Source organism: Humiphilus diazotrophicus (assembly GCF_059726315.1).
The window spans coordinates 2,592,125-2,614,403 of record NZ_AP040870.1 but is presented as its reverse complement, the minus strand read 5'-3'; the positions used below and the strand labels follow the sequence as shown (position 1 = coordinate 2,614,403).

General features: G+C 50.8%; 16 protein-coding genes. 4 read left to right on the top strand and 12 right to left on the bottom strand.

Translation table 11 applies throughout. The annotated features are described in order from the left end of the window. The first annotated feature begins 46 nt into the window (after positions 1 to 46). Positions 47 to 1,204 carry an NHL repeat-containing protein gene (locus AC6I7T_RS11595; protein WP_497793562.1) on the top strand — a complete coding sequence of 386 codons (1,158 nt, stop codon included), beginning with the start codon at positions 47 to 49 and terminating at the stop codon, positions 1,202 to 1,204. Between the two features lie 238 nt (positions 1,205 to 1,442). Here the strand turns inward: AC6I7T_RS11595 and AC6I7T_RS11590 are convergent, their stop codons facing one another. The 4 genes from AC6I7T_RS11590 to xylE all read right to left on the bottom strand — a co-directional run bounded on the left by AC6I7T_RS11590 (position 1,443) and on the right by xylE (position 8,553). Beyond that, entirely contained in the window at positions 1,443 to 1,838 is a 396-nt protein-coding gene (locus AC6I7T_RS11590) for a response regulator (protein ID WP_497793560.1), read from the bottom strand. Further along, positions 1,813 to 5,223 (bottom strand): PAS domain-containing hybrid sensor histidine kinase/response regulator, encoded by a 3,411-nt coding sequence (locus tag AC6I7T_RS11585; RefSeq protein ID WP_497793559.1) that lies wholly within the window; start codon positions 5,221 to 5,223, stop codon positions 1,813 to 1,815. Before AC6I7T_RS11585 ends, AC6I7T_RS11590 begins: the two co-directional genes overlap by 26 nt. Before the next feature lie 577 nt (positions 5,224 to 5,800). Further along, positions 5,801 to 6,823 (bottom strand): PH domain-containing protein, encoded by a 1,023-nt coding sequence (locus tag AC6I7T_RS11580; protein ID WP_497793558.1) that lies wholly within the window; start codon positions 6,821 to 6,823, stop codon positions 5,801 to 5,803. A gap of 269 nt (positions 6,824 to 7,092) precedes the next feature. Continuing rightward, positions 7,093 to 8,553, bottom strand: a complete 1,461-nt coding sequence (gene xylE / locus AC6I7T_RS11575; protein WP_497793557.1) for a D-xylose transporter XylE — start codon at positions 8,551 to 8,553, stop codon at positions 7,093 to 7,095. An 873-nt stretch (positions 8,554 to 9,426) separates the two neighbouring features. Here xylE and AC6I7T_RS11570 point away from each other — a divergent pair. Continuing rightward, positions 9,427 to 9,903 carry a hypothetical protein gene (locus tag AC6I7T_RS11570; RefSeq protein WP_497793555.1) on the top strand — a complete coding sequence of 159 codons (477 nt, stop codon included), beginning with the start codon at positions 9,427 to 9,429 and terminating at the stop codon, positions 9,901 to 9,903. 672 nt (positions 9,904 to 10,575) lie between these two features. Then, entirely contained in the window at positions 10,576 to 13,077 is a 2,502-nt protein-coding gene (locus AC6I7T_RS11565) for an Ig domain-containing protein (RefSeq protein ID WP_497793554.1), read from the top strand. Between the two features lie 223 nt (positions 13,078 to 13,300). Here the strand turns inward: AC6I7T_RS11565 and AC6I7T_RS11560 are convergent, their stop codons facing one another. Continuing rightward, on the bottom strand, positions 13,301 to 13,726 hold the full coding sequence (locus AC6I7T_RS11560) for a TOBE domain-containing protein (protein ID WP_497793553.1): 426 nt from the start codon (positions 13,724 to 13,726) through the stop codon (positions 13,301 to 13,303). A 413-nt stretch (positions 13,727 to 14,139) separates the two neighbouring features. Between AC6I7T_RS11560 and moaA the strand changes: the two genes are divergently transcribed. Then, entirely contained in the window at positions 14,140 to 15,090 is a 951-nt protein-coding gene (gene moaA / locus AC6I7T_RS11555) for a GTP 3',8-cyclase MoaA (protein ID WP_497793552.1), read from the top strand. Positions 15,091 to 15,475: 385 nt separating this feature from the next. On the opposite strand, the gene AC6I7T_RS11550 is transcribed toward moaA, so the two are convergent. The 7 genes from AC6I7T_RS11550 to AC6I7T_RS11520 are packed head-to-tail and all read right to left on the bottom strand — an operon-like array spanning position 15,476 to position 22,073. Then, complete coding sequence (locus AC6I7T_RS11550) at positions 15,476 to 15,736, bottom strand: 4Fe-4S dicluster domain-containing protein (protein ID WP_497793551.1); 261 nt, start codon at positions 15,734 to 15,736, stop codon at positions 15,476 to 15,478. A 60-nt stretch (positions 15,737 to 15,796) separates the two neighbouring features. Further along, entirely contained in the window at positions 15,797 to 16,879 is a 1,083-nt protein-coding gene (locus AC6I7T_RS11545) for a hydrogenase large subunit (RefSeq protein ID WP_497793550.1), read from the bottom strand. Next, complete coding sequence (locus AC6I7T_RS11540) at positions 16,876 to 17,283, bottom strand: NADH-quinone oxidoreductase subunit C (protein ID WP_497793549.1); 408 nt, start codon at positions 17,281 to 17,283, stop codon at positions 16,876 to 16,878. Before AC6I7T_RS11540 ends, AC6I7T_RS11545 begins: the two co-directional genes overlap by 4 nt. Further along, the gene (locus AC6I7T_RS11535) at positions 17,280 to 17,687 is read right to left on the bottom strand and encodes a 4Fe-4S binding protein (protein ID WP_497793548.1); all 408 of its coding nucleotides are present in this window, start codon (positions 17,685 to 17,687) and stop codon (positions 17,280 to 17,282) included. Before AC6I7T_RS11535 ends, AC6I7T_RS11540 begins: the two co-directional genes overlap by 4 nt. Next, positions 17,684 to 18,598 carry an NADH-quinone oxidoreductase subunit H gene (locus tag AC6I7T_RS11530; RefSeq protein WP_497793547.1) on the bottom strand — a complete coding sequence of 305 codons (915 nt, stop codon included), beginning with the start codon at positions 18,596 to 18,598 and terminating at the stop codon, positions 17,684 to 17,686. Before AC6I7T_RS11530 ends, AC6I7T_RS11535 begins: the two co-directional genes overlap by 4 nt. Continuing rightward, complete coding sequence (locus AC6I7T_RS11525; protein ID WP_497793546.1) at positions 18,595 to 19,068, bottom strand: NADH-quinone oxidoreductase subunit B family protein; 474 nt, start codon at positions 19,066 to 19,068, stop codon at positions 18,595 to 18,597. The genes AC6I7T_RS11530 and AC6I7T_RS11525 overlap by 4 nt, the downstream gene beginning before the upstream one ends. Further along, the gene (locus AC6I7T_RS11520; RefSeq protein ID WP_497793545.1) at positions 19,065 to 22,073 is read right to left on the bottom strand and encodes a proton-conducting transporter transmembrane domain-containing protein; all 3,009 of its coding nucleotides are present in this window, start codon (positions 22,071 to 22,073) and stop codon (positions 19,065 to 19,067) included. The genes AC6I7T_RS11525 and AC6I7T_RS11520 overlap by 4 nt, the downstream gene beginning before the upstream one ends. Positions 22,074 to 22,279: the final 206 nt, after the last annotated feature.

Here is a 22,279-nt window from a genome sequence, read left to right as displayed (position 1 = left end):
ATCACATTTTCAGAATGGCCATCGAATGGCCAGAGGGAAGGTTCGAATGATCGGCTGGAACGAAGTCGGGATGTTTCGCGTTAACACAGTGGAGGTGCGGAGAGCATCCCGCACAAGATTCGATAAGACGTTAGCAGGTGCAATCCTGCTGGTTTTGCTATTCGCCGGTGAATACGGCAGTGCCCAGATTTCTATTCCACGCAGAGGACAGATCGGTACCGTGGCAGGGAACGGAATTGGAGAGCCCGGCTATTCCGGCGACGGCGTTCAGGCGACCAATACGAAACTCAACAATCCAACGGGAGTGGCAATCGACCTGCGTGGCAATCTCTATATCGCAGATAAGTACAACAATCGCATACGGAAAGTAGATGCAGCCTCAGGCATGATTAGCACCGTAGCCGGGACTGGAATTCGGGGCGCTTCCGGAGATGGCGGCGCCGCAACCAATGCAAGGCTTTTTTACCCGAATGATCTGGCAGTCGATCCGATGGGCAATCTCTATATCGTAGATAGCTTCAATAACAATCGCATACGGAAAGTGGATGCTTCTTCGGGCACAATCACCACGATAGCTGGGAATGGCTTATATGGGTATGAAGGTGACGGTGGTCCGGCAATCAATGCGAGACTGAACTATCCCATGGGCGTAGCCGCCGATTGGATGGGTAATTTCTATATTGCCGATACAGGCAACAATGCCATACGGAAAGTTGATAAGTCAGGCACTATCAGCAAAGTGACTTGGAAGGGCAGTGAAAAGCTTTTCTATCCCTACGGGGTAGCAGTCGATTGGATGGGCAATCTCTATATTGCAGATACCCTGAATAATCGCGTAATGAAAGTAGATGTATTAGGCAATATGAGCACTGTAGCCGGGAATGGAACTGCTGGCTATTCCGGCGATGGCGGCCCGGGGACCGGGGCGGAACTCAATTTCCCGACCAAAGTGGCGGTTGATTGGATGGGCAATATTTATATCGCGGATACCGGCAATGATCTCGTTCGAAAAGTGAGCCGATCCGGCATCATTAGAACCATTGCCGGGACTGGAGATCTTGGCTATTCCGGTGATGGCGGCCCGGCGACCAAGGCGCAACTCAATGGACCAACATCGATATCTTTGGATTGGATGGGCAATGTTTATATTGCCGATTTGCAGAATCAACGCATAAGAGTTGTGGGGAACTCCAACTTCCGCTAGTGACTGCAAGTCCAGTTCGCTGGTTACGCCATTAATCTGGATACCCCATTCTTCCGGCATCGTGTTGGTCGGAAGAGTGGGGTAAGGAAGGTTCGCAGCACGATATCCGTAACAAGCGTCGTCAGGAGATCTATCTGTCGTCCGGATACCGCAATTAGCATAGGCTGCCCCATTCCTCACCACGTCTCTAGCGGTCTTCAGCATGGGCACCTCGGGTTGAGGTCTACGAATGGCTGGATTATTTCATAAGTTGCAGCGATCGCAGTTCGTCCAGCAGTTTGCCGGTATCTATGGGTTTGAATAGGTAAGCGTCGCAAAGCTCGTGGAATGATTGCATGATTTGTTTTGCGCCCGCTGCTGCTGTAGTCATGATGATCTTCACACCACGAGGCGGAAGAATACCGCGTTCTTCTTCCATTGTACGTATTTCTCTGACTGCCTCTTTGCCATCCAATTCGGGCAGCATAATATCCATGCAGATCAGATCGTAACCGGCCCCGCTGTCGCTTGCCATTTCAAATGCCTTTATGGCTTCCTTGCCATTGACGGCAATGTGGCATTCTCCATATCGCGAGAGAAAGCTCTGTAACAGAAGCCGACTGGTAAAGTCATCCTCGACTATAAGTATCTTCATTTTTTGCTCCTTCAACTGACAGTAATTCGGAATGCTCCAGTGTTCTTTTGAGCTGTTCGAATCCTTCAACTACTTTTGGCAGAAGCTTGGTTGCCTTGACCAATTCTCCTGCACTTGCAGCTTGTTCCATCTCAAAGGCAATTGTGCTTAATAGTTCTGCCGAGATTGTGGCTGTTGACCCTTTCAACGTATGTGCTTGCAAGCGTGTGCCCGGCGCATCCTCTTCCGCCAACCGTTTCTGGAGATTCGTCAATTGCGACGGAAAATCATTTAGAAATCCTTTGATGATGGTGCCTGCGAGTTGTTTGTCTCCCATGAGCCTTCGCAGGAGCGCTTCAGCATCGAAGATCGCTACCGGTTGTTGCGTTTGCTGTGCTACCGGCTGTTCAAGTGTATGAATCACGCAACGGGGACAATGCCTGGGAATCCATTTTGTCAGTATTTCTGCAAGCTGCTTCAAGTCAATGGGCTTCGAGAGGAAATCGTTCATTCCAGCGCGTATGCATTTATCGCGATTCCCTAACATTGCATGGGCTGTAACCGCAATAATTGGAATCTGCAATCCGAAATCCTGGCGGATATGCTGTGTGGTTTCATATCCGTCCATCTGAGGCATTTCGCAATCCATCAGTACAAGATCGTATTTGTCGTCTTGTAGAGCAGCCATAGCTGCGATTCCGTTTGTGACGGCAGTGGCCTTATAGTGGAGCTTTTCGAGTTGCGCGAGAACTACAGCCTGATTCGTCAGATTATCTTCTACTACGAGGATTTTGGTCACGCATTCGGTTCCTCGCTCGACGCAGGGCGTTGTCAGGATCTCCCTAACCATTGCATCTTGCTGGCTATTGGACTCCGATTCTTCATTGGATTCAGAGACCGATTCGGCTGCTTTGTCGAAGACTACGGTAAACCAGAAGGTGGAGCCTTCGCCTTCTTTGCTTCGCATCCCAATTTCTCCATGCATCATTTCGACGAGTTGCTTGGAGATAGCCAGACCTAGTCCGGTTCCTCCGTATCTGCGTGTCGTCGATGCATCAGCCTGCACGAAGGGGGAGAATAGGTTCGCGCTGTGCTCGGGCGATATTCCTATGCCTGTATCGATAACCTCGAAATAAACTGTCACATGGTCGTGATCTTCATTCGCCAGACTGACATTCGTGGTTATTGCTCCCCTCTCCGTGAACTTGATGGCGTTTGCAGAAAGGTTAGACAGAATCTGAAAGATACGATGGGCATCACCCTGCACATAACGGGGAACATCCGGAGCTACCCACGATTCGATACTGAGTCCCTTCGCACTGCCCTGGACACGGGCAAGCTGGATAACATTTGTAATAGTATCTTGCAGATCGAAGCTACGGTTTTCAAGGATCACCTTTCCAGCCTCGATTTTTGATAAATCCAGAATGCGATCGATAAGAGAAAGCATGGTTCTTCCGCTGCTGTGCGCCACGTCTGCATAGCGATGCTGTTCCGGTGTGAGGTCAGTTTCCAGAAGCAACTGAATCATCCCGATGACCCCATTCATAGGGGTGCGGATCTCATGACTCATATTCGCTAGAAAGAGGCTCTTTGCGTGATTTGCAGCTTCTGCACCTCTCCTGGCTTGAATCAGCTCTTTTTCGTGGCGTTTCTGTTTTTGGCGGAGTTTCTGCTCAAGAGTATGCCTCTTATCCTGATCCTTTTTTCGTTCTGTGATGTCATGAACAAAAACAAGAGCGCTTTGGCGCTGTTCAAAGACGAACGGAATAGCGGAGACTTCTGCGTCAACGGTGTTTCCGTCCAGACGCAGTAGCTTTTCTTCCAGGAAAGGTACAGGTCTTTTCTTCTCCAGCACTCTGTGGGAGCGCTCGATTACGGCGGGCCAGCTATCCGGATGGGTCATCTTCAGGAAACCTTGTCCGATGATTTGTGTGGCATTCTCCGCACCGAAAATACTGAGAGCTGCTGGATTTAGATATCGAAAGGCGCCGTCGGTCTGAATATAGATGCCTATCGGAGCACTTTCAACTACCTGGCGGAAGCGCTTTTCCGTTTCGTATAACGCCTGCTCTACCTTCTTCCGATTTGTTACGTCTTCAGCAATTCCTTCGAAAAAGAGACTGCGGCTAAGAGGCTCCCGAACGAGTCTCCCGCTCAAATGCAGAACAATTATCTCACCGTCTTTTCGCTTGAATTTACTCTCTGATTCGACAAGCTGGTCGTGTAGAAGATGCTGCAAGAGCTGTTCTCGATCCTGTGAGTTTTCATAAAGGTCTATCGATAACCTTTTGGCGAGGACCTCTTCTACAGAGTCGTATCCGAGCATATGCACTAGAGCCTGGTTGACACTTAGTAATTTATCTTCTTCAACATTACTTCGAAAAATTCCAAATGGGCTTTGCTCCACGAACGAGCGTAGTTCCGCTTCGGAGCGTTTGCATTCGCTGATATCTTCAATAAAACCTTCTAGAATAGTGCTTCCGTTTGCATCGATGCAGGTATGCGCGCTAAGCCGAACGGCCACCAGGTTGCCATCTTTTCGCTCCCAGATGCATTCCGTATCGTGAAGACTTCCTGCTTCGAGCAGCGTATCTACGATCTGTTTCCGCTGTTCTGCTTCTTGATATACGTCGGCAGACAAATCGAGGAAGTGTAACTCTTCTTCCGAGTTATATCCCAGCATTTTGCGTATTGCTGGATTGCTGCTGAGAATCCGCCCATCCGGAGTAGAGCGAAAAATGCCATAGGGCGCATTTTGCATGAGTGAACGTAGGGCTGCTTCAGAACGCAGCAAAGACTCTTCCGCGCGTTTCCGTTCGGTGGTATCTACTTTGATAGCAGCAAAGTGACTGATTTCCCCGGTATCGGTGCGGACCGGCGTTACGGTCAACTCTCCTATATAGGAGGATCCGTCTTTACGCTGGTTTGAGACCTCTCCTTGCCATACTTCCCCCGCTAGGACCTTCTGGAGCATAGCGCCATAAAGAGTTGCATCGGGATGACCCCGTTCAAGAGTCCTCCATGTGCTACCAAGAACTTCATCTGCCGTGTAGCCTGTCAGCTGAGTGAAGGCAGGGTTTATCCAAACTATTTTGCCTTTACGATCAACGATTAAGATGGCAGTCGCGGCGACTTCGAGAGCGGTTGCTTGAAGACGAACTCGTTCCTCGGCACTGCGCCGATGTTCGATCTCCGCAAGCAATGCTGAGCGTGAGTTTTCTTCCCGACGTAGCATCATCATATTTACTACAAACGCCGAGCTAGCGAAGAAGAGTATGGTGATGAGATGTGATTTCCAGGCGGAAAGGTCTGGACCGAAGCTCTGTTTGAGAGCTTCGTAACAGAAGGCAGCAGCAGCGGCCAGGATTGCGATCCATAGGGACCTTCTCAGACGAGGATGCATGCTACCTTCCATGGAATCAGGGAATTAACATGTTCAACTCTCGTTATTTTGCGACTTCTTAAATAATCCGAGAGGTCACATTTTTCAGCCAGCAGTTGTCTGCTTTTCTTTTTCATAATTCTGTAAGTGCAATCAATTCAACTTAGAACCAACCGAACAATTGGGCTGCCCGGATTACCTTCTGCTTTCCGGCAGACACACAAAGACGGAGGATATATCGGCATTACAGAATCGAGTCTTCACTGAACAACAGGAAGGAGCGCCGAAAGTGATTTCTCGGCACTCCTCTTTTGGGCCAGACTGTTTCAGCGTTGCAACTAGAGCATTTCGTTGACGGCGGTGTTACCGCTGGCGGGAATCATGGCGTTTTCGAGAGATTACTGGGATGTTTAGGCAAAGAGGCAGAAAGTCAGATGAAGGACGAGCCCACACCTAGCGCTTCTCGAGATGCAACACCGCAGTCTTTCTCTGCGTCAGTCACAAATAGTGCTATCGCAAGCGCGCGGATTCTACAGTGCATCAAGCAATCCGGTGCAGGTTGCCACTACAAAAATGTTTTGATGCGACAAAAGATCGGCTAATTATTTGCCCATTCCTGGCGAACTTTATCCACGAATTGCTCTGGATTGTCTACTTGAAACAGAACGGCTGTGCCACTTCGGCGGGACGGCAGGAGTATAAGTTTCTCTCCGTTTGTCCAATACATCCGAACCGACCCTCTGTTCACTTGAAACCATCCGGAATGATAGTGAAGGTTTGAGAATCCGTTGGTTCGAGCTGTTGGCTTCCACTCTGGGTCAGTTCGGATATCTACGATTTTTATGCCGCTGACATCGATGTCGGAAGCATTCACTGTAACCGGGTAGAAGTGATCATGAATCGCCAGAGCGCTTGGTGTCAGAGTTAACTTTGGTGGACCTGGCGAATAGATCAGCAAGAAGTAGGCAACACATGCGAGGCCAAGCGCGACGACTGCTCCGACCGATATACCTATAGCTACTCCGACTCTCTCTGTTTTCACTCTTTTACTGGTCTGTTCCGCAGAACCTTCGGGAACCGATACTACGTTCCGAATTGCAGCAAGAAAACCGGACACATCGTCTGGGCTTAATACGATAGTTCCTTGGTGGGTGACAATAATGACGGAATTGCTGTGATTCCTCATATAGCATTTGCACTTGCCGAGATTAGCTGTCTTAAACCAGCCAAAGTACCCGAATAGTCCGCCACTGGCCCATAGCCGAATACACCTTCGAAAGTCGTCGGCGGTTCCAGCCCTGAATTCGCAGATACTTTCGAGCGGAAAACGTACTGTCCCGATCAGACGTTTTATCAGGATGGCCTGATCGGAAATTTCGTACGAGCGCGGTGAATACAGGTAACCCAATGCAATTACGGTAAGTCCTAAAGCTCCGGCGATGGCACTTTTCGTGATTATGAATAAGACGAGGAATCCAAGAATAACGACAGCGCTGATAAGCTTTACAGATAAGTCATAAGAGGTTGCGAAAGACTGTTCTTGCACTTTAGGCATCGTCGTGAGGTCCAACGCCGGAATTATTGCACTTACGCTGTAGGCCAGTTGTGATGCTACGCACATTTCTCCTGTCCAGCGAGCTAGCGAATCTAGAGGAATTCCCTATCTAGACTTACGCAAGCGCTGATATCGATTCTGGTATGTATTCCTATCGTTTGGGAAACGTGCGAACAGGTATAGGGTGGCGGGTGGACTTGCAGCGTTATATTTGAGGGCAATCCTCCTCTTGGGAGGCTTCATTCTTGTAAAGTTCGCAACCTAGACATAAGGACAGACGGAGTGAATCCGATTCCTACTCGGGGATAATCCGCCTGCCCCCATTTATTCGCAGGTTACTTTGCTTCCAGTGACTTTTCCGCTTCGCCCCTCCACATCGCTTCCATCTGCTCTAGGGAACGTCCTTTGGTTTCGGGGACAAATTTCCACATAAACAAGGCTGCCAGGATGCCCATTGCTCCGTAGATCCAATACGAAAACCCGTGCTTGAAATGCTCTACCAGATAAGGATTCTTATCGAGAATGGGAAAGGTCCAGCTGACGAGGTAATTGGCGATCCACTGTATCGCGACCGCCAGGGCCATGGCTTTGCCGCGAATCTGGTTCGGGAAGATTTCGCTCAATAACACCCAGGTTACGGGACCCCATGAAACAGCAAAGCCTGCAGTGTATACCAGCATACAGATCAGTGCGATTAAGCCCCTGCCGCCTAAGCAGAATTCTGTTCCCAAAGAGATCATGCTTACGGCCATGATCAATGCTCCGATGATCTGGAGCGGCCTGCGGCCAAATCTATCAACAGTCAGAATAGCGACCACAGTGAAACTAAGGTTAACCGCACCGACAATGATCGTTTGAAAAAGTGAGGCATTGGTATTCATGCCCATGCCTTTGAAGATATCGGTTGCGTAATAAAGTACGACGTTGATACCCACAAACTGCTGGAAGACCGACAGTGTAATTCCAACGAAAATCAGAAGGGCGCCGTAGGAGAATAGCTTGCCGGAGTGACGCTCGCTTAGCGAAGCGCGGACTTCGGCAAGTTCCTTCTCAGCCTCTTCCGGTGTGACGAGCTTGGCAAGTACTGCGCGCGCAGCGCTCTCATTTCCTTTAAGCATCAGGAAGCGCGGTGTTTCGGGTACGAAGAACAAGAGGATCAGAAAGAGAGCTGCAGGAATGGTGCCGGAAAGGAACATATAGCGCCAGCCAATGGAATTTAACCAGGCATCGCCGCTTCCTACCTTGGAAATTCCGAAGTTGACGAAATAAATCACCAACATGCCGAAGATGATGGCGAATTGGTTCCATGCCACAAGATTTCCCCGCACCTTGGGCGGTGCAATTTCCGCGATATACATGGGCGATAACATCGAAGCCAAACCTACTCCTATGCCTCCCAGGATTCGATAGAAGACGAAGTTTGCCATGTATCCCGGCCCGCCGTGGCCAATGGGTGCAAAAGGAAATTCGGGGGCGGAGGCGCCGAGGGCTGAAACCAGGAAGAATAGGGCAGCAATAATCAGTCCACGTTTGCGTCCGATGTGGGTGCTCACCCAGCCTCCAAGCAGCCCTCCGATGATGCAACCGATTAGCGCGCTCGAAACCACAAAGCCGAGCAGCGAATTTGCTGCATTCGCTTGGGCCGAGTTTGTCAGATCCGAAAATCGGGGATCAATGAAATAGGTCTTCAGACTATCGACCGCGCCGTTGATCACGGCTGTGTCATATCCAAAAAGTAATCCGCCCAACGTTGCGACGAGGGTCAGTAAAACGACATAAGGGTTCAAGCGCGACATAAAGCTCCTAGAAAAGTTGCGGGACACCGAAGGAGAAGTTTCGAGATTCTGTGGTGCAAAAACTCAGTGCACAAAATACGGATCATTCTCGCGCATCCGTAGGGTGATGGACAAGCTTTCGTTGCGCTTTCGCTCTGGCTATGACGTCGATTACCTTTTTCTGCTGGCGCCTCAATCTATTTCGCAACTGAATTATTTACTAAATCTCTTGATTAGGGCGTTTCTCGCATAGGTATACACATGCCAAGAGTAGTGACGTGCAGCTTTCGTTTCATCCAATAAGCTAAAGGCAGGTCTGCACGAAACCACAATATGTGGTGAAAGGTTGCAAAAGCCTTTGCATTTCGCTATGCAACTGTGCGGGAATTGCTCTGTGGCCGCCCCGGAAAATTCGAGGGATGCGAGCAGAAGTCGATTGCTGTCCTGTACTTAACCTCTCGGGGTGCCCGAACATCCCTCTCAAAGAGGTAGACCGAAAGCGGTTTAGTTCAGGATTTTGAGGCTTTGCCTCTATGCTCCGTTATCTGGAGAAACAGGGAAGCGAATCTTCCAAATTTTGCTCGGTCTGACTGCCTACGGGCGACAGGGACTGTTTGCTCGAAACTTCTATTACGTTTTGCCGAAAATGCCCGTGGCCGTGGGAAACTGCCCAGTTACCCCCTCCGACATTTGGGAATTAATCAGTCAGCCGGGAGCGGACGGGGGATTGAGGGAAGAGATTCGCTTCAAAATTTTCTAAAGCGATTTAGAATTTGCACTTGACAAGATGCGGTACTCTCCGTCTATCCGCAATGGAGTCGTGCCGTAAAATCCTGTATCGATTTATACCCGCACCGCAACTCTCATGCATCCAAGACCAGGTTGGAGGACTATATGCGAAAATCCATTTTGTCTACTACTGATGTGAGCTCTGGAAGCTCTCCTGCGGAACAACCATTCCTCAATCTCGAAGAGATAGCGAGAGTCGAGGTCTCGTCGGAAGATCCAGCCCATCCAATAGAAAATGCGTTCCGAAATACTTCCGACGGAGAATGGCGGGCATCGGTGCCTGGTCCTCAGACAATTCGTCTAATGTTCGACGAACCCCGGGCAATTCGTCGTATACGCCTGGAGTTTCAGGAGGACGGCAGGGAAAGGAGCCAAGAGTTCGCCATCTATGCGATTACATCCGATCGGAATCGCAGAGAGATCTTACGTCAACAGTGGACTTTCAGCCCAGGAGGTTCGAATCGCGAGATAGAGGACTATTCTGTGGAGCTTGCTGGCGTGGAGGTCATAGAGTTGCAAATTGATCCGGGGCGTCATGACAAACAACAGATTGCCACTCTTCGCTCATTCTCCATCGCTTGAAATGTGAACCCAATCTGTCCTGTCTTTACTCAATCCTGAAACGCTGGCGCCTACAATTATGAGGTCGTAAGTTCCACTTCTATTGCCAAGTTCTTGAGCTCTGGAAGATCTCTCCTAGGATGTAGGCGCGCCAGCGATTCCCAGAGCACAGTTTTCTCCAATTAATGCTGCTGCAATATAAGCTGCGCGTGTTTCTTCCTCTTAGTGTTCCCTTCTTGCCATTACCCGAACTGTTACATCTGTATCCGAGAAAGAGATCATTTCCAGTCCTTCCAGGAGCTCGATCTGCACATCGCCAGGTCTTGCACCGCTGCATCGTCTCAAAAAGAAGTATCCAGGCATGAGAATTTACCGGTATGTGTTAGGTCGCGCCTGTGAAGAATGAGCGACCTGGGCAGCGAATGTGAGCGTTGTCACTCTTCGGGTTGAATCGCTACAACTTAAGTGATATTGGCCCCTCGTGCACTGGCTGTGTAATGTAGGTTCACCATTAACGAAAAAGAAAATAGTTGTTCTCTAACGGGCCCAATTGCGGGTATCGCCGTTTATCGACACGCGCCGATCCCTTTCGATTGTTGTTTTGATTGTCTATTCATGCTCTGTTTGTGCCCAAAAGCATAAGCGAGAGATAACTACTGCCAGATCAAAATAAAAATGTCGGATTAGGTGTATATGTTTGCGAAAAAACTGATTGTTACATTATTAATATCTGCTGCGACAATGGTTGCAGCACATCAATGTCAAGCTTCTAAAAGCTCCGCTCTTGCCCAGACAGCCCTTGCCATCACAACACAAAACCTACCCGATGGAAAGGTGGGTGTTAACTATAGCACTACGCTTGCGGCTAGCGGTGGCGTATCTCCTTATACCTGGAGCTTGGCATCTGGCACTCTGCCTACAGGGGTTAAGTTAAGTTCGAATGGAGTCATCTCCGGACTTCCATATAGAGGTGGCGGTTTCTCCTTTACTGTGGCGGCTGTCGATTCCGCAAGCACCCAGCACAAAGCGACATTGGTGTTGCATCTGACTATCCAGAACACGCTGGCTATCACGACTACAAGTCTGCCCGGCGGAAAAGTTGGATCGGCCTATCAAGCAGCTCTGGCAGCAACGGGAGGAATCTCTCCATATCAGTGGAGCATGGTTTCCGGCAGCCTTCCCACAGGCGTTACGATGAGCTCGAGTGGAGTTATCTCCGGAACTCCATCACAGAGTGGAAGCTTCCCTGTCACGGTTAAGTTGGTTGACAGTGAATACCTCACTCAACAGACACGGCAAGCTTCTTTTACCGTCTCCATCGCAGCTGCTCAGGTTCCTGCGTTAGCAATCTCTACTTCCAGCCTGTCTAGCGGAACTGTTGGAGCTGCCTATTCGTCGACGCTCTCCGCTAAGGGTGGACAGACTCCTTATAGATGGAGCGTAAGTTCCGGTTCACTACCCGCAGGACTCACGCTGAGTTCAACTGGCGTTCTCTCAGGAACCCCAACTGCAAGTGGTGCTTTCAACTTTGGTGTACTGGTAACAGATTCCTCGTCTACAAAGCAGGATGCATCCGCCAACTTTACACTTCAGATCAACGCCGCCAGCGGTGGAACCACCTGGTATGTCCGTCCTGATGGTGGAACCCGCTATTCCGCCAGCAAACCAACTGGACAGTGCAACGGAAAGGCCGATGCAGCTTATCCCGGAAATGGAACGAATCAGAATTGCGCTTTTAACGATTTCCGCTATCTCTATACCGATGGAAAGAGCAAGGCATGGGTAATTGCAGGTGGAGATACGGTTATCGTTCGTGGCGGCCCCTGGCGTGTCGGTCAAGATGCCGCGGGTGGAGATTTCGGCAGTAGCCTCGGTGATAGCTACCTAGCATACAATCCCACAATTCCGGCTGGAACCTCTACTCGTCACACCCGCATTCTGGGTGAGAACTATGCCAGCTGCAGCACAAAGCCGAAAACTCAGCTCTTCGGCGGATGGGGCATTTACGCAGATCTGTATCTCGTGGGCGCACAATATGTAGACGTACAGTGCTTTGAACTGACAGATCATTCGCAATGCACAAGCTGCAATTACGGTTCGGATGACTATGCCAAGAACGGCATCATGACGGACATTACGACGAAAAACGTCTGGCTCAACGACCTGAATATCCATGGATTTACACACAATGGAATCGATGGAATGATTGGTGGCGCCGTTACCGTCAATAATGTCAGGATTGCGAGCAATTCACTGGCTGGGTGGGAATTCGATGACGGAAGTGGGCAGTCTTCATCGAGTGCCGCAGTCAATGCCAGCCGTTTAACCGTTGAATGGAATGGCTGCAATGAGGAGTATCCGATAGCGCACAACTATCCATCCTTCGGTTGCACCGATCAGAACTCCGGTGGCTATGGCGATGGGGTCGGAACTCCGGATACTCTGCTCAACTTCACCTGCGATCACTGCCTCTTCCGCTACAACACTCAAGATGGATTCGACCTGCTGCACGTCTCAGGATCGAACATCACAGTTACAAACTCCGCATCTTATGGAAATATGGGCCAGCAGTACAAACTTGGCCCGATGACGAAGATCGTTTTCCAAAACAACCTGGCTGTCACGAACTGTAATCGTCTGTCAGCTCCAATTGGTGATATCTCAACGCAGTTCAATGCTTCTCTTTCGAATTTCTGCCGCGCAAACGGTGATGGTATAACCATGGCGGTTCAAGATGGCGGAACTCTCAGCTTCATAAACAACAGCGTCGTCGGATACTCAAACGTTACCTTCGACATTCAGTGTGGCGGCGATAACTGCAGTTCGAGTCAGGTCATCTTCCGCAACAATCTCGTGATGGGCTATGCCAATCCGAAGTTCAACGACGCACAGCTACCGGGCTTCTCATATCTCAGTTCAGGTGTGAATTTCACACAGCGCGACCATAACCTGATCTACAACCAGAGAAACAGTGGTTGCCCGTCAACTGGCTATGCCAATGAGCTTTGTGCCGATCCTAAGTTCGAGAATGAGCCTGCAAGCATGACCGGCGAAGCGACACTCGACAACTTCAACTTCAACCTTTCCGCAAACAGCCCTGCAAAGGGTGCAGGTGCAGCGATTACCGGATTGACTCTTGACTACATGGGAGCTACAAGACCAAATCCTCCCAGCATCGGAGCAATCGAGCAGTAGGTGAAAGGTTCATTAGCTCTGTAAGAAAGAAGAATTGAAGTACTTTCGGTATGAAGCAATGGCGACGAGCCAGGGCTTCATACCTTATTTTTTTTGCAACTCTCGACGGGTAAGGTGCTGGAGATCCTTCCGCTGTGCACTAGAATTCGACGATAAAAAAGGAGGCAGCTGGTATCTGCCTCCTTTTCCTGTTCAGGTTTGCATCGGGAAAGATGCGATTATCTTAGTCCACACCAATAATCACATTGGAGGCTTTGATGACTGCACTGACTTTCTCCCCCTGTTTTAACCCCAATGCGTGAGCGCTTTCCTTTGTGATGGAAGAGACGATTTCTGCCCCACCTGGCAAGGTCACAACTACTTCGCTGCTTACTGCCCCGTCTGTTACCTTGGCGATTACGCCGCTGAGCACGTTTCGAGCGCTGATCTTTCCACCCTCGAGACCTTTTCCAATAATTACCTCTGAAGCCTTAATGATCGCGTAAGCTGATTTCCCGGCAGCGAGGCCCAGCGAATCCGCGCTGGTATTCGTAATGGTTGCGGCGATCTTCTCTCCGCCCTGGAGCGTGAGATCTATCTCTGCATTTACGGCTCCCTTGATAACCTTATCCACCTTACTTGCCAGAACATTTCGAGCACTGATCTTCATATCAACTTGTCCTCAATCCTTGAATTTGTAAAATGGCGAACGGCTGCTATCCTTTGCTTCTTTTCCCTTTTGAGGGAATCCAGGTTCGTGCAATTGGTTTACGAGGGATACCGCACACAAAGAAAAGACTCCCTTCGTTTAGGGGGACTTCGCTGAAAGCATACCACTCCTCTTCCCATGTCTGAAACTGCCGGATCCTCTATTCCTTATATGGCCAGGAATTTGATCGTTGGCAATCCTACATCCGTATTTGGAAGCCACGATTTCCACGAAATGCGAAAAAAGAGTCAATGTAGAGCTTCAATTGGCGAAGGAATTGCAATTCGATATGTGAGATTTTGGGCAAAGAAAGCCGTCGTATGCAATGGGGTCAAGATAAATTATCGGTTTACCAGGATGAATCCAGGCCAGCTGTGAAAACTGTACGATTGCTCCGTATTTCATTAACGGATCGCTGTAATCTTTGTTGTCGCTATTGCATGCCGCCAACGGGCATTCTCAAGCCTGCTCATTATGAGCTGCTTTCGCTCGAAGAGTTGACCTCTATAGCTACCTGGCTATGCCAATCCCTGGGTATTGATCGAATCAAATTAACAGGCGGGGAGCCACTCGTGCGTCCCGGAGTCTCTGGTCTGATCTCCTCGCTTACACGGATTCCGCAGGTCAAAGAAGTGACGATGACTACTAACGGAACCCTTCTGGGCAAACTGGCGCCGGAGCTGAAAGAAGCAGGTTTAAATCGTGTGAATGTTTCACTCGATTCCCTCGATCCAGAGCGCTTTTCCGAGATTACTCGGGGTGGGGAGTTGTCAGATGTGCTGACCGGTATTTCGACGGCGTTGGCCAGCGGTTTAAGACCGGTAAAGCTCAACGCCGTTCTGAGAAGCTCGGCCTGGCAACGGGATGTTCCCGCCTTATTGGATTTCGCTTCTTCACACCAGTTGGAAATTCGATTTATCGAACTTATGCGCACTGGAACTGAGCGCCAGTGGTGCGAGTCCGAATACGTAGCAGCTTCTGAGGTTCAACAATGGCTGGTTGAGAGGGGGGCCGTTATACCGATAGCTAGTTCCCAGAGCGGCCCTGCCAGTCTTTCTATCGTGAGATGGAAGGGCGCAGACGTACATGTTGGATGGATTACTCCAAGGTCGCATCCTTTTTGCTCCCGTTGCGAAAGATTGCGGCTTGACGCCTATGGGCGTGTCTATCGCTGCTTGATGGACTCCCGCTCTTTACCGCTTGCAACTTTACTAAGAACAGGCGATACGGATACTGCATTCTCAACATTGATGGATTATCTGCAGGGGAAAATGCCCCCGGCAGCTATGGACAGGTCGTCCGCGATGTCTTCCATTGGCGGCTGAACCAGCGAAGGCCTATCCCAGGGCTAAAGATACTTATGCAGGTTTTCCAGAAAGAGAACCTGCACATCCCCAATTCGGTAAGGGGTCGTGCAACACCGGTTTACTCCTAAAGTCTTTATCGTCTCGGCTTCGGACTCCCACGATCTCTTAATTCGGTAGAACGACAATCAGCCAAGATCCAAAATAAGCACATGTTCCAGAGTTGAGCACAGTGAGTGGTACGTTTTGGAACAAAGCTGGAAATCCGACCGTTTCCTGCTTTGTAAGAGGTTGGGGACTGTATGTAGGCGAGAGTAGGCGGGTGTGTCGGGAAGGGAGTGCACTATTTGGAGTGCATTCCCGCCGCTATCTTGCGAGGCGGCGGGTGCAGGACCACTGCCATAGGCTATTTCTTGAAATGAGCAGCGTTAATTTCGATAAAGTGCTTCTTGTCGTCCGGAAGTTCTTCGATATCGAAGATTGCATTCGATTCACAAACGGAAATGCAAGAACCGCAGCTTATGCACCGTTTGGGATTGATAAACAATTGCTTTACGCTGTCAAAGTCCGGTTCATCCTTTTTAGGATGAATAGCTTTCCTCTGGCACACAGCGATGCAGAGCATATCTTTGATGCAGGCGTCGGTGATGATACTAATGTTCGGCATACTACTTCTCCCTTACGAAAATCTTCAAAATGGCCTCACGCAGGTAATTCCTGAATGCTGCTACCTGTCCGTACATGAATAGCAGGGATCGATCGAGGCTTGGATTAATGGTGTATCTGCAAGTCGAGCGCCAAATACCATCCAGCGAACTGCGGGCATATTGGCGTAGGTCGGCGTCCGCACATGCACACGGCTTGGCGTATCCGAGTCCTCTTCCCAGGAGATGCTATACATAACCTCCCCGCGTGGAGCCTCAATACGACTAACGGCAGTTCCCTCGGGAATAATTAGCTCTTCCTCTTCCTGGCGCAGTTCTCCTGGCGGCAATTTGCGAAGTGCCTGCCGCAGGATGCTGCAGCTTTCGATGATCTCCAGCGCACGAACTTGTAGACGGGCCTTTACATCTCCAGAGGTTTCCACCGGTACTTCAAACGTCATTTCGTTATAGGCGGCGTATGGAGCGGCACGACGGATATCCTGAGGCAGTCCTGAGGCACGGGCTGTCGGTCCTACCACGCCGCATGCTCGCGCCTGTTCGCGCGTCAACACTCCTACTCCCGCACAACGTGAAAGTGCAGTCCTGCTGGTCGTGAAGATGGGAATAACCGTGCGAACCATCTCGTGTTCCAGGGCATCCACCATTCGCAGGATGTCTTCCGGATCGTTAATATCCCGATTGACTCCGCCTACGCAGTTCATCGCGTAATTCACGCGATTTCCGGAGATGGCCTGGAGAATATCCATCACTTTTTCGCGTAAGGCGAAACAAGTCATGAACATGGTTTTGAAGCCCATCAATTTGGCTGCGATTCCGGCCCATAGGACGTGAGAGTGAAGCCGCTCAAGTTCCGCCATGATGACGCGAATGTATTGGGCTCTCGGTGGTGCTGTTATCTCTGCCAATTGCTCGATCGTCTGGCAGATCGAAAGCGTATGGACGTTTGAGCAGATGCCGCAAACGCGCTCCATTAAAGCAATTACCTGAACGTAGTTGCGTGTTTCGGCAAGATGTTCGATTCCGCGAAAGTTGAAACCGATATGAAGGTGCGCATCCGTTACGGTTTCTCCATCGCAGATCAGATCGAGCTTGTAGGGCTCTTCAAGTGCGGGGTGGTATGGCCCCATTGGAATTTTGTAGCTCATTCGTCCTCCTCGCGAAGATTGACGCCAATCTTGTCTCCTTCTCGCAGGAAGAGAGGTTCGTACTCACGTCCTACAAAGTCGACAGCGAAGTACTCGTGAATTTCTCGTTCGATCCAATTGGCTGCTTCGCATAAGTCGTAAATACTTTCGATCTTTTTGTCCTGGACGGTGAAGACAAAGGTGAATATCTTACCTTCGAGATCCCAGTGGTAATCCATACGGATGCCGTCGTCGTCGGGAAGTTCTTTTGCCGTGATCGTGATGAAGCGCGCATCGCGAAGGTTCATCATCTCTGTCACGGCTCTTGGACCCAAAGCTTCAGGCGTCATCCAGTACGAACCGCTTTTCTTTTCCCAATCGCCGCTGTGCATCAGCTCTTCGGGAATTGCATCAAGAGTACTCATTTTGCTTCTCCTGCCAGGGGAGTATTCGCTTGCACCACCGGCGCCGGTTTCGGAGCAGGCGGTTTACGCGGAATGGTGTAGGAACATTTCAGAGATCCGGCTTCCAGGTACACGGGCGGGCAATCCGATTCCATGCTTAAAGCTTTGGATTCGCAGCCATCGACGCATCGGCCGCAATAGGTACACTGGCCCGGATCGTAGCTCCATTTGTATTCGGTCTTACTGTTACGAAATGTGATTGCACGCGATGTACACCGAAACGCACACATTGCGCATCCGGTACACCGGGTTTGATCGAACTGGACCAGCCCGCGATAACTGGCACTGACCGGAGGACGTTCGGGGAAGCGGACAGTGATCGCCCGGCGCGTCAAATTTTTCAGAAGCAAAGTAAGTATGTTCATAGCTTCACCTTCATCAGTAGTACCGACGAGATTGCCAGCACGGCGAAGACCAGTGCACAGCGGCTGTAGAAACGTACAGAGGTATCGAGAGCAAGTCGAGCCGTAGCTGCTGCCAGTGTTGAGAGCAGAAACACGATAAGCGAGATAACCACGATGAACAGCACTATGGAAAGAAGCCAGGATGAGAAGTGCGGCAGAATTAATGTTGCTGCAAGTCCTGTAGCCGCTACCCATTCCAAGCCATGTGCGAGTTCCCACATCGCCAGTTCCGGTCCGACGTATTCAGTCAGCGGTCCGGCATAAATCTCTTGTTCTGCATTGGGAAGCGAGAAGGGATTTATGTGCAGTTTCGCAGGCAGGCAAACGAGAATCGCCAAGACACCGAGCCAGCGCAGCGGAGAAGCTGGCAGACTAGCCAGAGCTTCAATCCTAAAGGTGTGTTGCGCTGCAGCAATCGAAACAATGGCGAGAAGGAAGACCACGTTATATGAAACGCTGAGGATGGCTTCCCGTACGGAGCCGATCTCGGCAAAGATCGATCGGGAAGAGAATCCTGCGGCGATCAAAAACATCGAAGGTAATTCCAGAAGCGCTAGCAAGAGAATCAGGTCGCCTGCGAAACCTCCCGATTGTGGCAATATCGGCAGAAGTCCTACCGCACCTGCCGAAGCTGCAACCGAGAGTATAGGCCACATCTGCATGATGCGGTCGTTGATACCGCGGCGAGCCGGAGGGGTTTTGCCCATCAGCTTGAGGAAATCGATAAAGGGCTGCATGAAGGGAGGACCGACGCGTTGCTGCATTACAGCAACAGCTTTTCGCTCCATCCACAAAAAGAACCATGCAGCAGGAACCGCAAAGAGCAAGCCGGGAAAGATCAGAAAACGTATCAGTATGGAGGTCAAGTTCATGATTCAGCCTCTTTTTCGGAATCAGCTTGTCCACCCTTTCGTTCAGCTATGAGCTGGGCTGCCTGAGCAATGCCGCGCATGATGGCATCAGGCCGTGGTGGACAGCCCGGGACATACACGTCTACCGGGATATGTTGGGCTAATGGCCCTGCGAGTACTCGGCTATCGATAAAGACATTTGTCGAGGCTGGGCATGAGCCAGTGGCAACTACAGCTTTTGGACACGGGACCTGTCCGTAGACGGTCTTGATGGCGTTTACTGCGTTGCGAGTTACAGGCCCGGAGACACACAGAATGTCTGCATGTCTCGGGCTTCCTTGCAGTTGAACACCAAGCTGTTCCGCGTCATACCGAGGAGAAAGGCTCGCGACTAGCTCAATATCACATCCGTTGCAACTGCCGGAATTCATATGAAACAGCCAGGGGCTGTGACGGCGTCCAAAGCACAACAGTCGTTTCCAAAGATTCATGGCAACCTCCATTGCAGTGCTGTAAGTGCATCCGGCCAGAGACCTGCCGCCAGTAGTGCGACGATTAGCACAATGAGAGTTCCGCGCAGGAGCCATGTCTCCCCAACGGAGTCGTTTTGGTTTTCGTCAGGCTGTCCCCACCAGAAGCGGGTTAAGGCCATCACGTATGCAATCAGTGCGAATGCTGAAGAAAGTATGAAGAGGAGCAGTACGAAAGGTCCGTGCTGCAGTGCCGTCTCATAGAGTCGCCAGCGGCCCGAGTAGCCTAGAGTGGGGGGAACTCCGAGCATTGCTAGCATTCCGAAGAGGAAGCCCGCACCGCTTACCGGATATCTGCTGGTCAGTCCCTTTCCGTTTTCCAATGTCCCGTCGGCTTCTGGAGTGCTCAAGGTGGCGAACAGCAATGCCTTTGCTAGAGCGTGAGTTACCGCACCGGTAATTGCGCCAGTGAAGCTTAGGCTTGTTGCCGAGACGATTCCCAGCAACAGGAAGCCTATATCTTCGACGGTGGAGAGTACCAGTAGCCGTTTGAGACTGCGTTGAGAGAGCATGAGCAATGAGCCACCGAGTGCCGAAACTCCTGCTATTACCAACCACAGCTTGGTAGGAGTGATAAGCCAGGGAGAAGCTTGTGCCGTAACCGTGAGTTCTCCAAACGCTGCAATATCAATTACAGCAATCATCAATCCCAGGACGACAGAAGGAACTTCGTCGGCCAGGCTGAGCAGCCAGAAGAAGAGCGGGACAGCAGCCAGCTTGAGGAGAATGCCAGTTACAAACAACGCGCGAGCCCATTGGGGTTGTGCAGCTAACGATTCACTCAAGAGTAAAGACGCTGCAGACAGAACGAATACAGTTGCATAGAGGAATCTAGTGCGAGGTTTTGGAGCCGCCTGCCATACCAGGAGTACTGTCGTCGCGGACGCGATCTCCAGTAAAGCAAGCCTTAAGGATGGCTTGGACGCATATAGGCCCGCTACAGCCAGGAACCCGGAGATGAATAGCAATGGAACGTAGCTTCTCCATGCCTTATTTGCGAGCGCGACGAGCGAGATAGCCACACAGGCCAAAGCGCAACCGGCAACTAGAAGCAATGGGACTCGTGAAGCTTCATGACCAATGACTGAGACTATTGGTGCAGTAGACCAACGTAGAGCTGCAACCATCGCTAAGGTGCCAAGCACTACGAAGGTAACTGCATTGCTCTCCAGCCATGACACCAGAAGTCCGACACCACTGGAGATTGCACGCAGTGCTTGGCCTACAGCCAGATAAACGCGATCGACATTTGACCACCGGAAGAAGCCGCTCCAGTTTTCACTGAGTGTGGCGGAGAAGTCGTGTGCCGGCAACCGCCCGTCACCCGAGAGCGGTTCGCCGCCAGTAAAGACTCCTCCTCCAGCACCTACTAAAACTACTTCACTGCTTGCCGTCGCGGGCTTTGCCATCAAGTAGATCAGCCCACCGAAGACTACTGATACAACGGCCAGAATCAAGCCTCCGGCTGTTGAGAAGCTTCCAGCCGAAGAAGCCAGACCAAACCATGAGACCTGTACGCCTTCGCTGAAGCCCAGCGTTGCAAGAACCGGATTCAGAAATAGCCGTACGGCAATCTGTGGCGCAACACCGAGAACCAGGCTTCCGGTAGCAATCAAGCCCAAGCCCAATTGCATCGATAGTGGGGATTCGTGAGCCTTTTCCGTGCACTCCGTCGGAGATCCAAGAAAGACGGAGTTCGTTGCTTTCAAACAGGAGAAGACTGTACCCAGACTTACTACCCAGGCAGCCAGTGCCGGAATGGTCCATCCGGACTGCAATGCTGCCGAGTAAAGCATCCACTTACTGGTGAAGCCGCTCATCAGTGGAACGCCCATCATGCTGCCAACACTCACAAGCCATGCCAGAGTTGTGCGGGGCATCCGCTGCGCAAGTCCACCGAGCTTATTCATGTCGCGAGTTCCGGCGGCATGCTGTACCGAGCCGGCAGAGAGGAAGAGACCGCCTTTGAAGAATCCGTGATTCAGGCAGTGCAATAGCCCTGCAGCTATGCCCAATGGTGTTCCTATGCCGATACCGGTGATCATGTAGCCGATCTGGCTGACGGTGTGGAATGCCAGCATGCGCTTCAGATCGGTTTGCACCATGGCATACATGACACCTACAACCATGGTGATAGTTCCAATCCAGACCACTACCGCGCTCAAAGATGGAGCATGTGGTCCAAAGCTGTACATGCGTGCTGCCAGATAAACACCAGCTTTTACATAGCAGGCTGCATGCAGCAGCGCGCTTACCGGGGTAGGTGCAGCCATCGCCTCCGGAATCCACGTGTGAAGTGGAACCTGAACCGATTTTGCGATGAGAGCTACCAGCATCAAGAGGAAAACTCCGCCAGAGAAGGCATGTGCCACAGCGGGATCGGTCCACAACAGGCTTCCGGTGCGATGGAAGATGATCAGAATCGCGGCGAGCAATCCGTAACCGGCGAGGTGCGTCATCAGCAGGACTTTGCGCGCTCCGCGTACCGCTTCTTCATTGCTGTACCAGAATCCAACCAGGCTGAAGGAGCAGAGTCCGACTACCTCCCAGCAGAGATAGAAGAAAAGCAGATTTGCACTATATACAAGCGCGATGAATCCGCAGATGAAGATCTGCATGGTTGCGTAAAAACGCGTGGCAGAACGGTCCTGTGCCATATAGCCGATCGAATAGAACAGAACGATCGCGCCTAAACATGAGCCCATAAAAGCAAACAACAAGCTCAATGCGTCTACATGCAGTACCAGAGCTAGAGGCCCGTCCCATCCGAATAAATGAAGATCCAGGGACTGACCAGCCAAAATCAAAGGTAGTGTTGCTCCTACAGCAACGAGTGCCGGTAGACAGCACAAAAACGCCAGGATGCCTTTTGCACGCGAAGAAAGTAACCGTGCGACCAGCAATTGCAGCATGGCTCCGAAAAGGAGCGAACATGGTGCCAGGACGATAAGCTGTGCAGGTGTCATGCACAGCTTATATGCAAGCCGGTTTCCAAAGTTTTGGGTGATGTCGATTGTTACGAAAGGATTTTGTGCAATCTCCTAAAACTGACTCTTCTTGCAAGAATGCGATTGCGGGAAACTCTATGTGTTCTATATGCTTGAGTTGCGCGTGACCCTTGCTGTGTGATCTGGAACACAATCAAGTGTTGTATAAACGCGCTAGCCTCCCC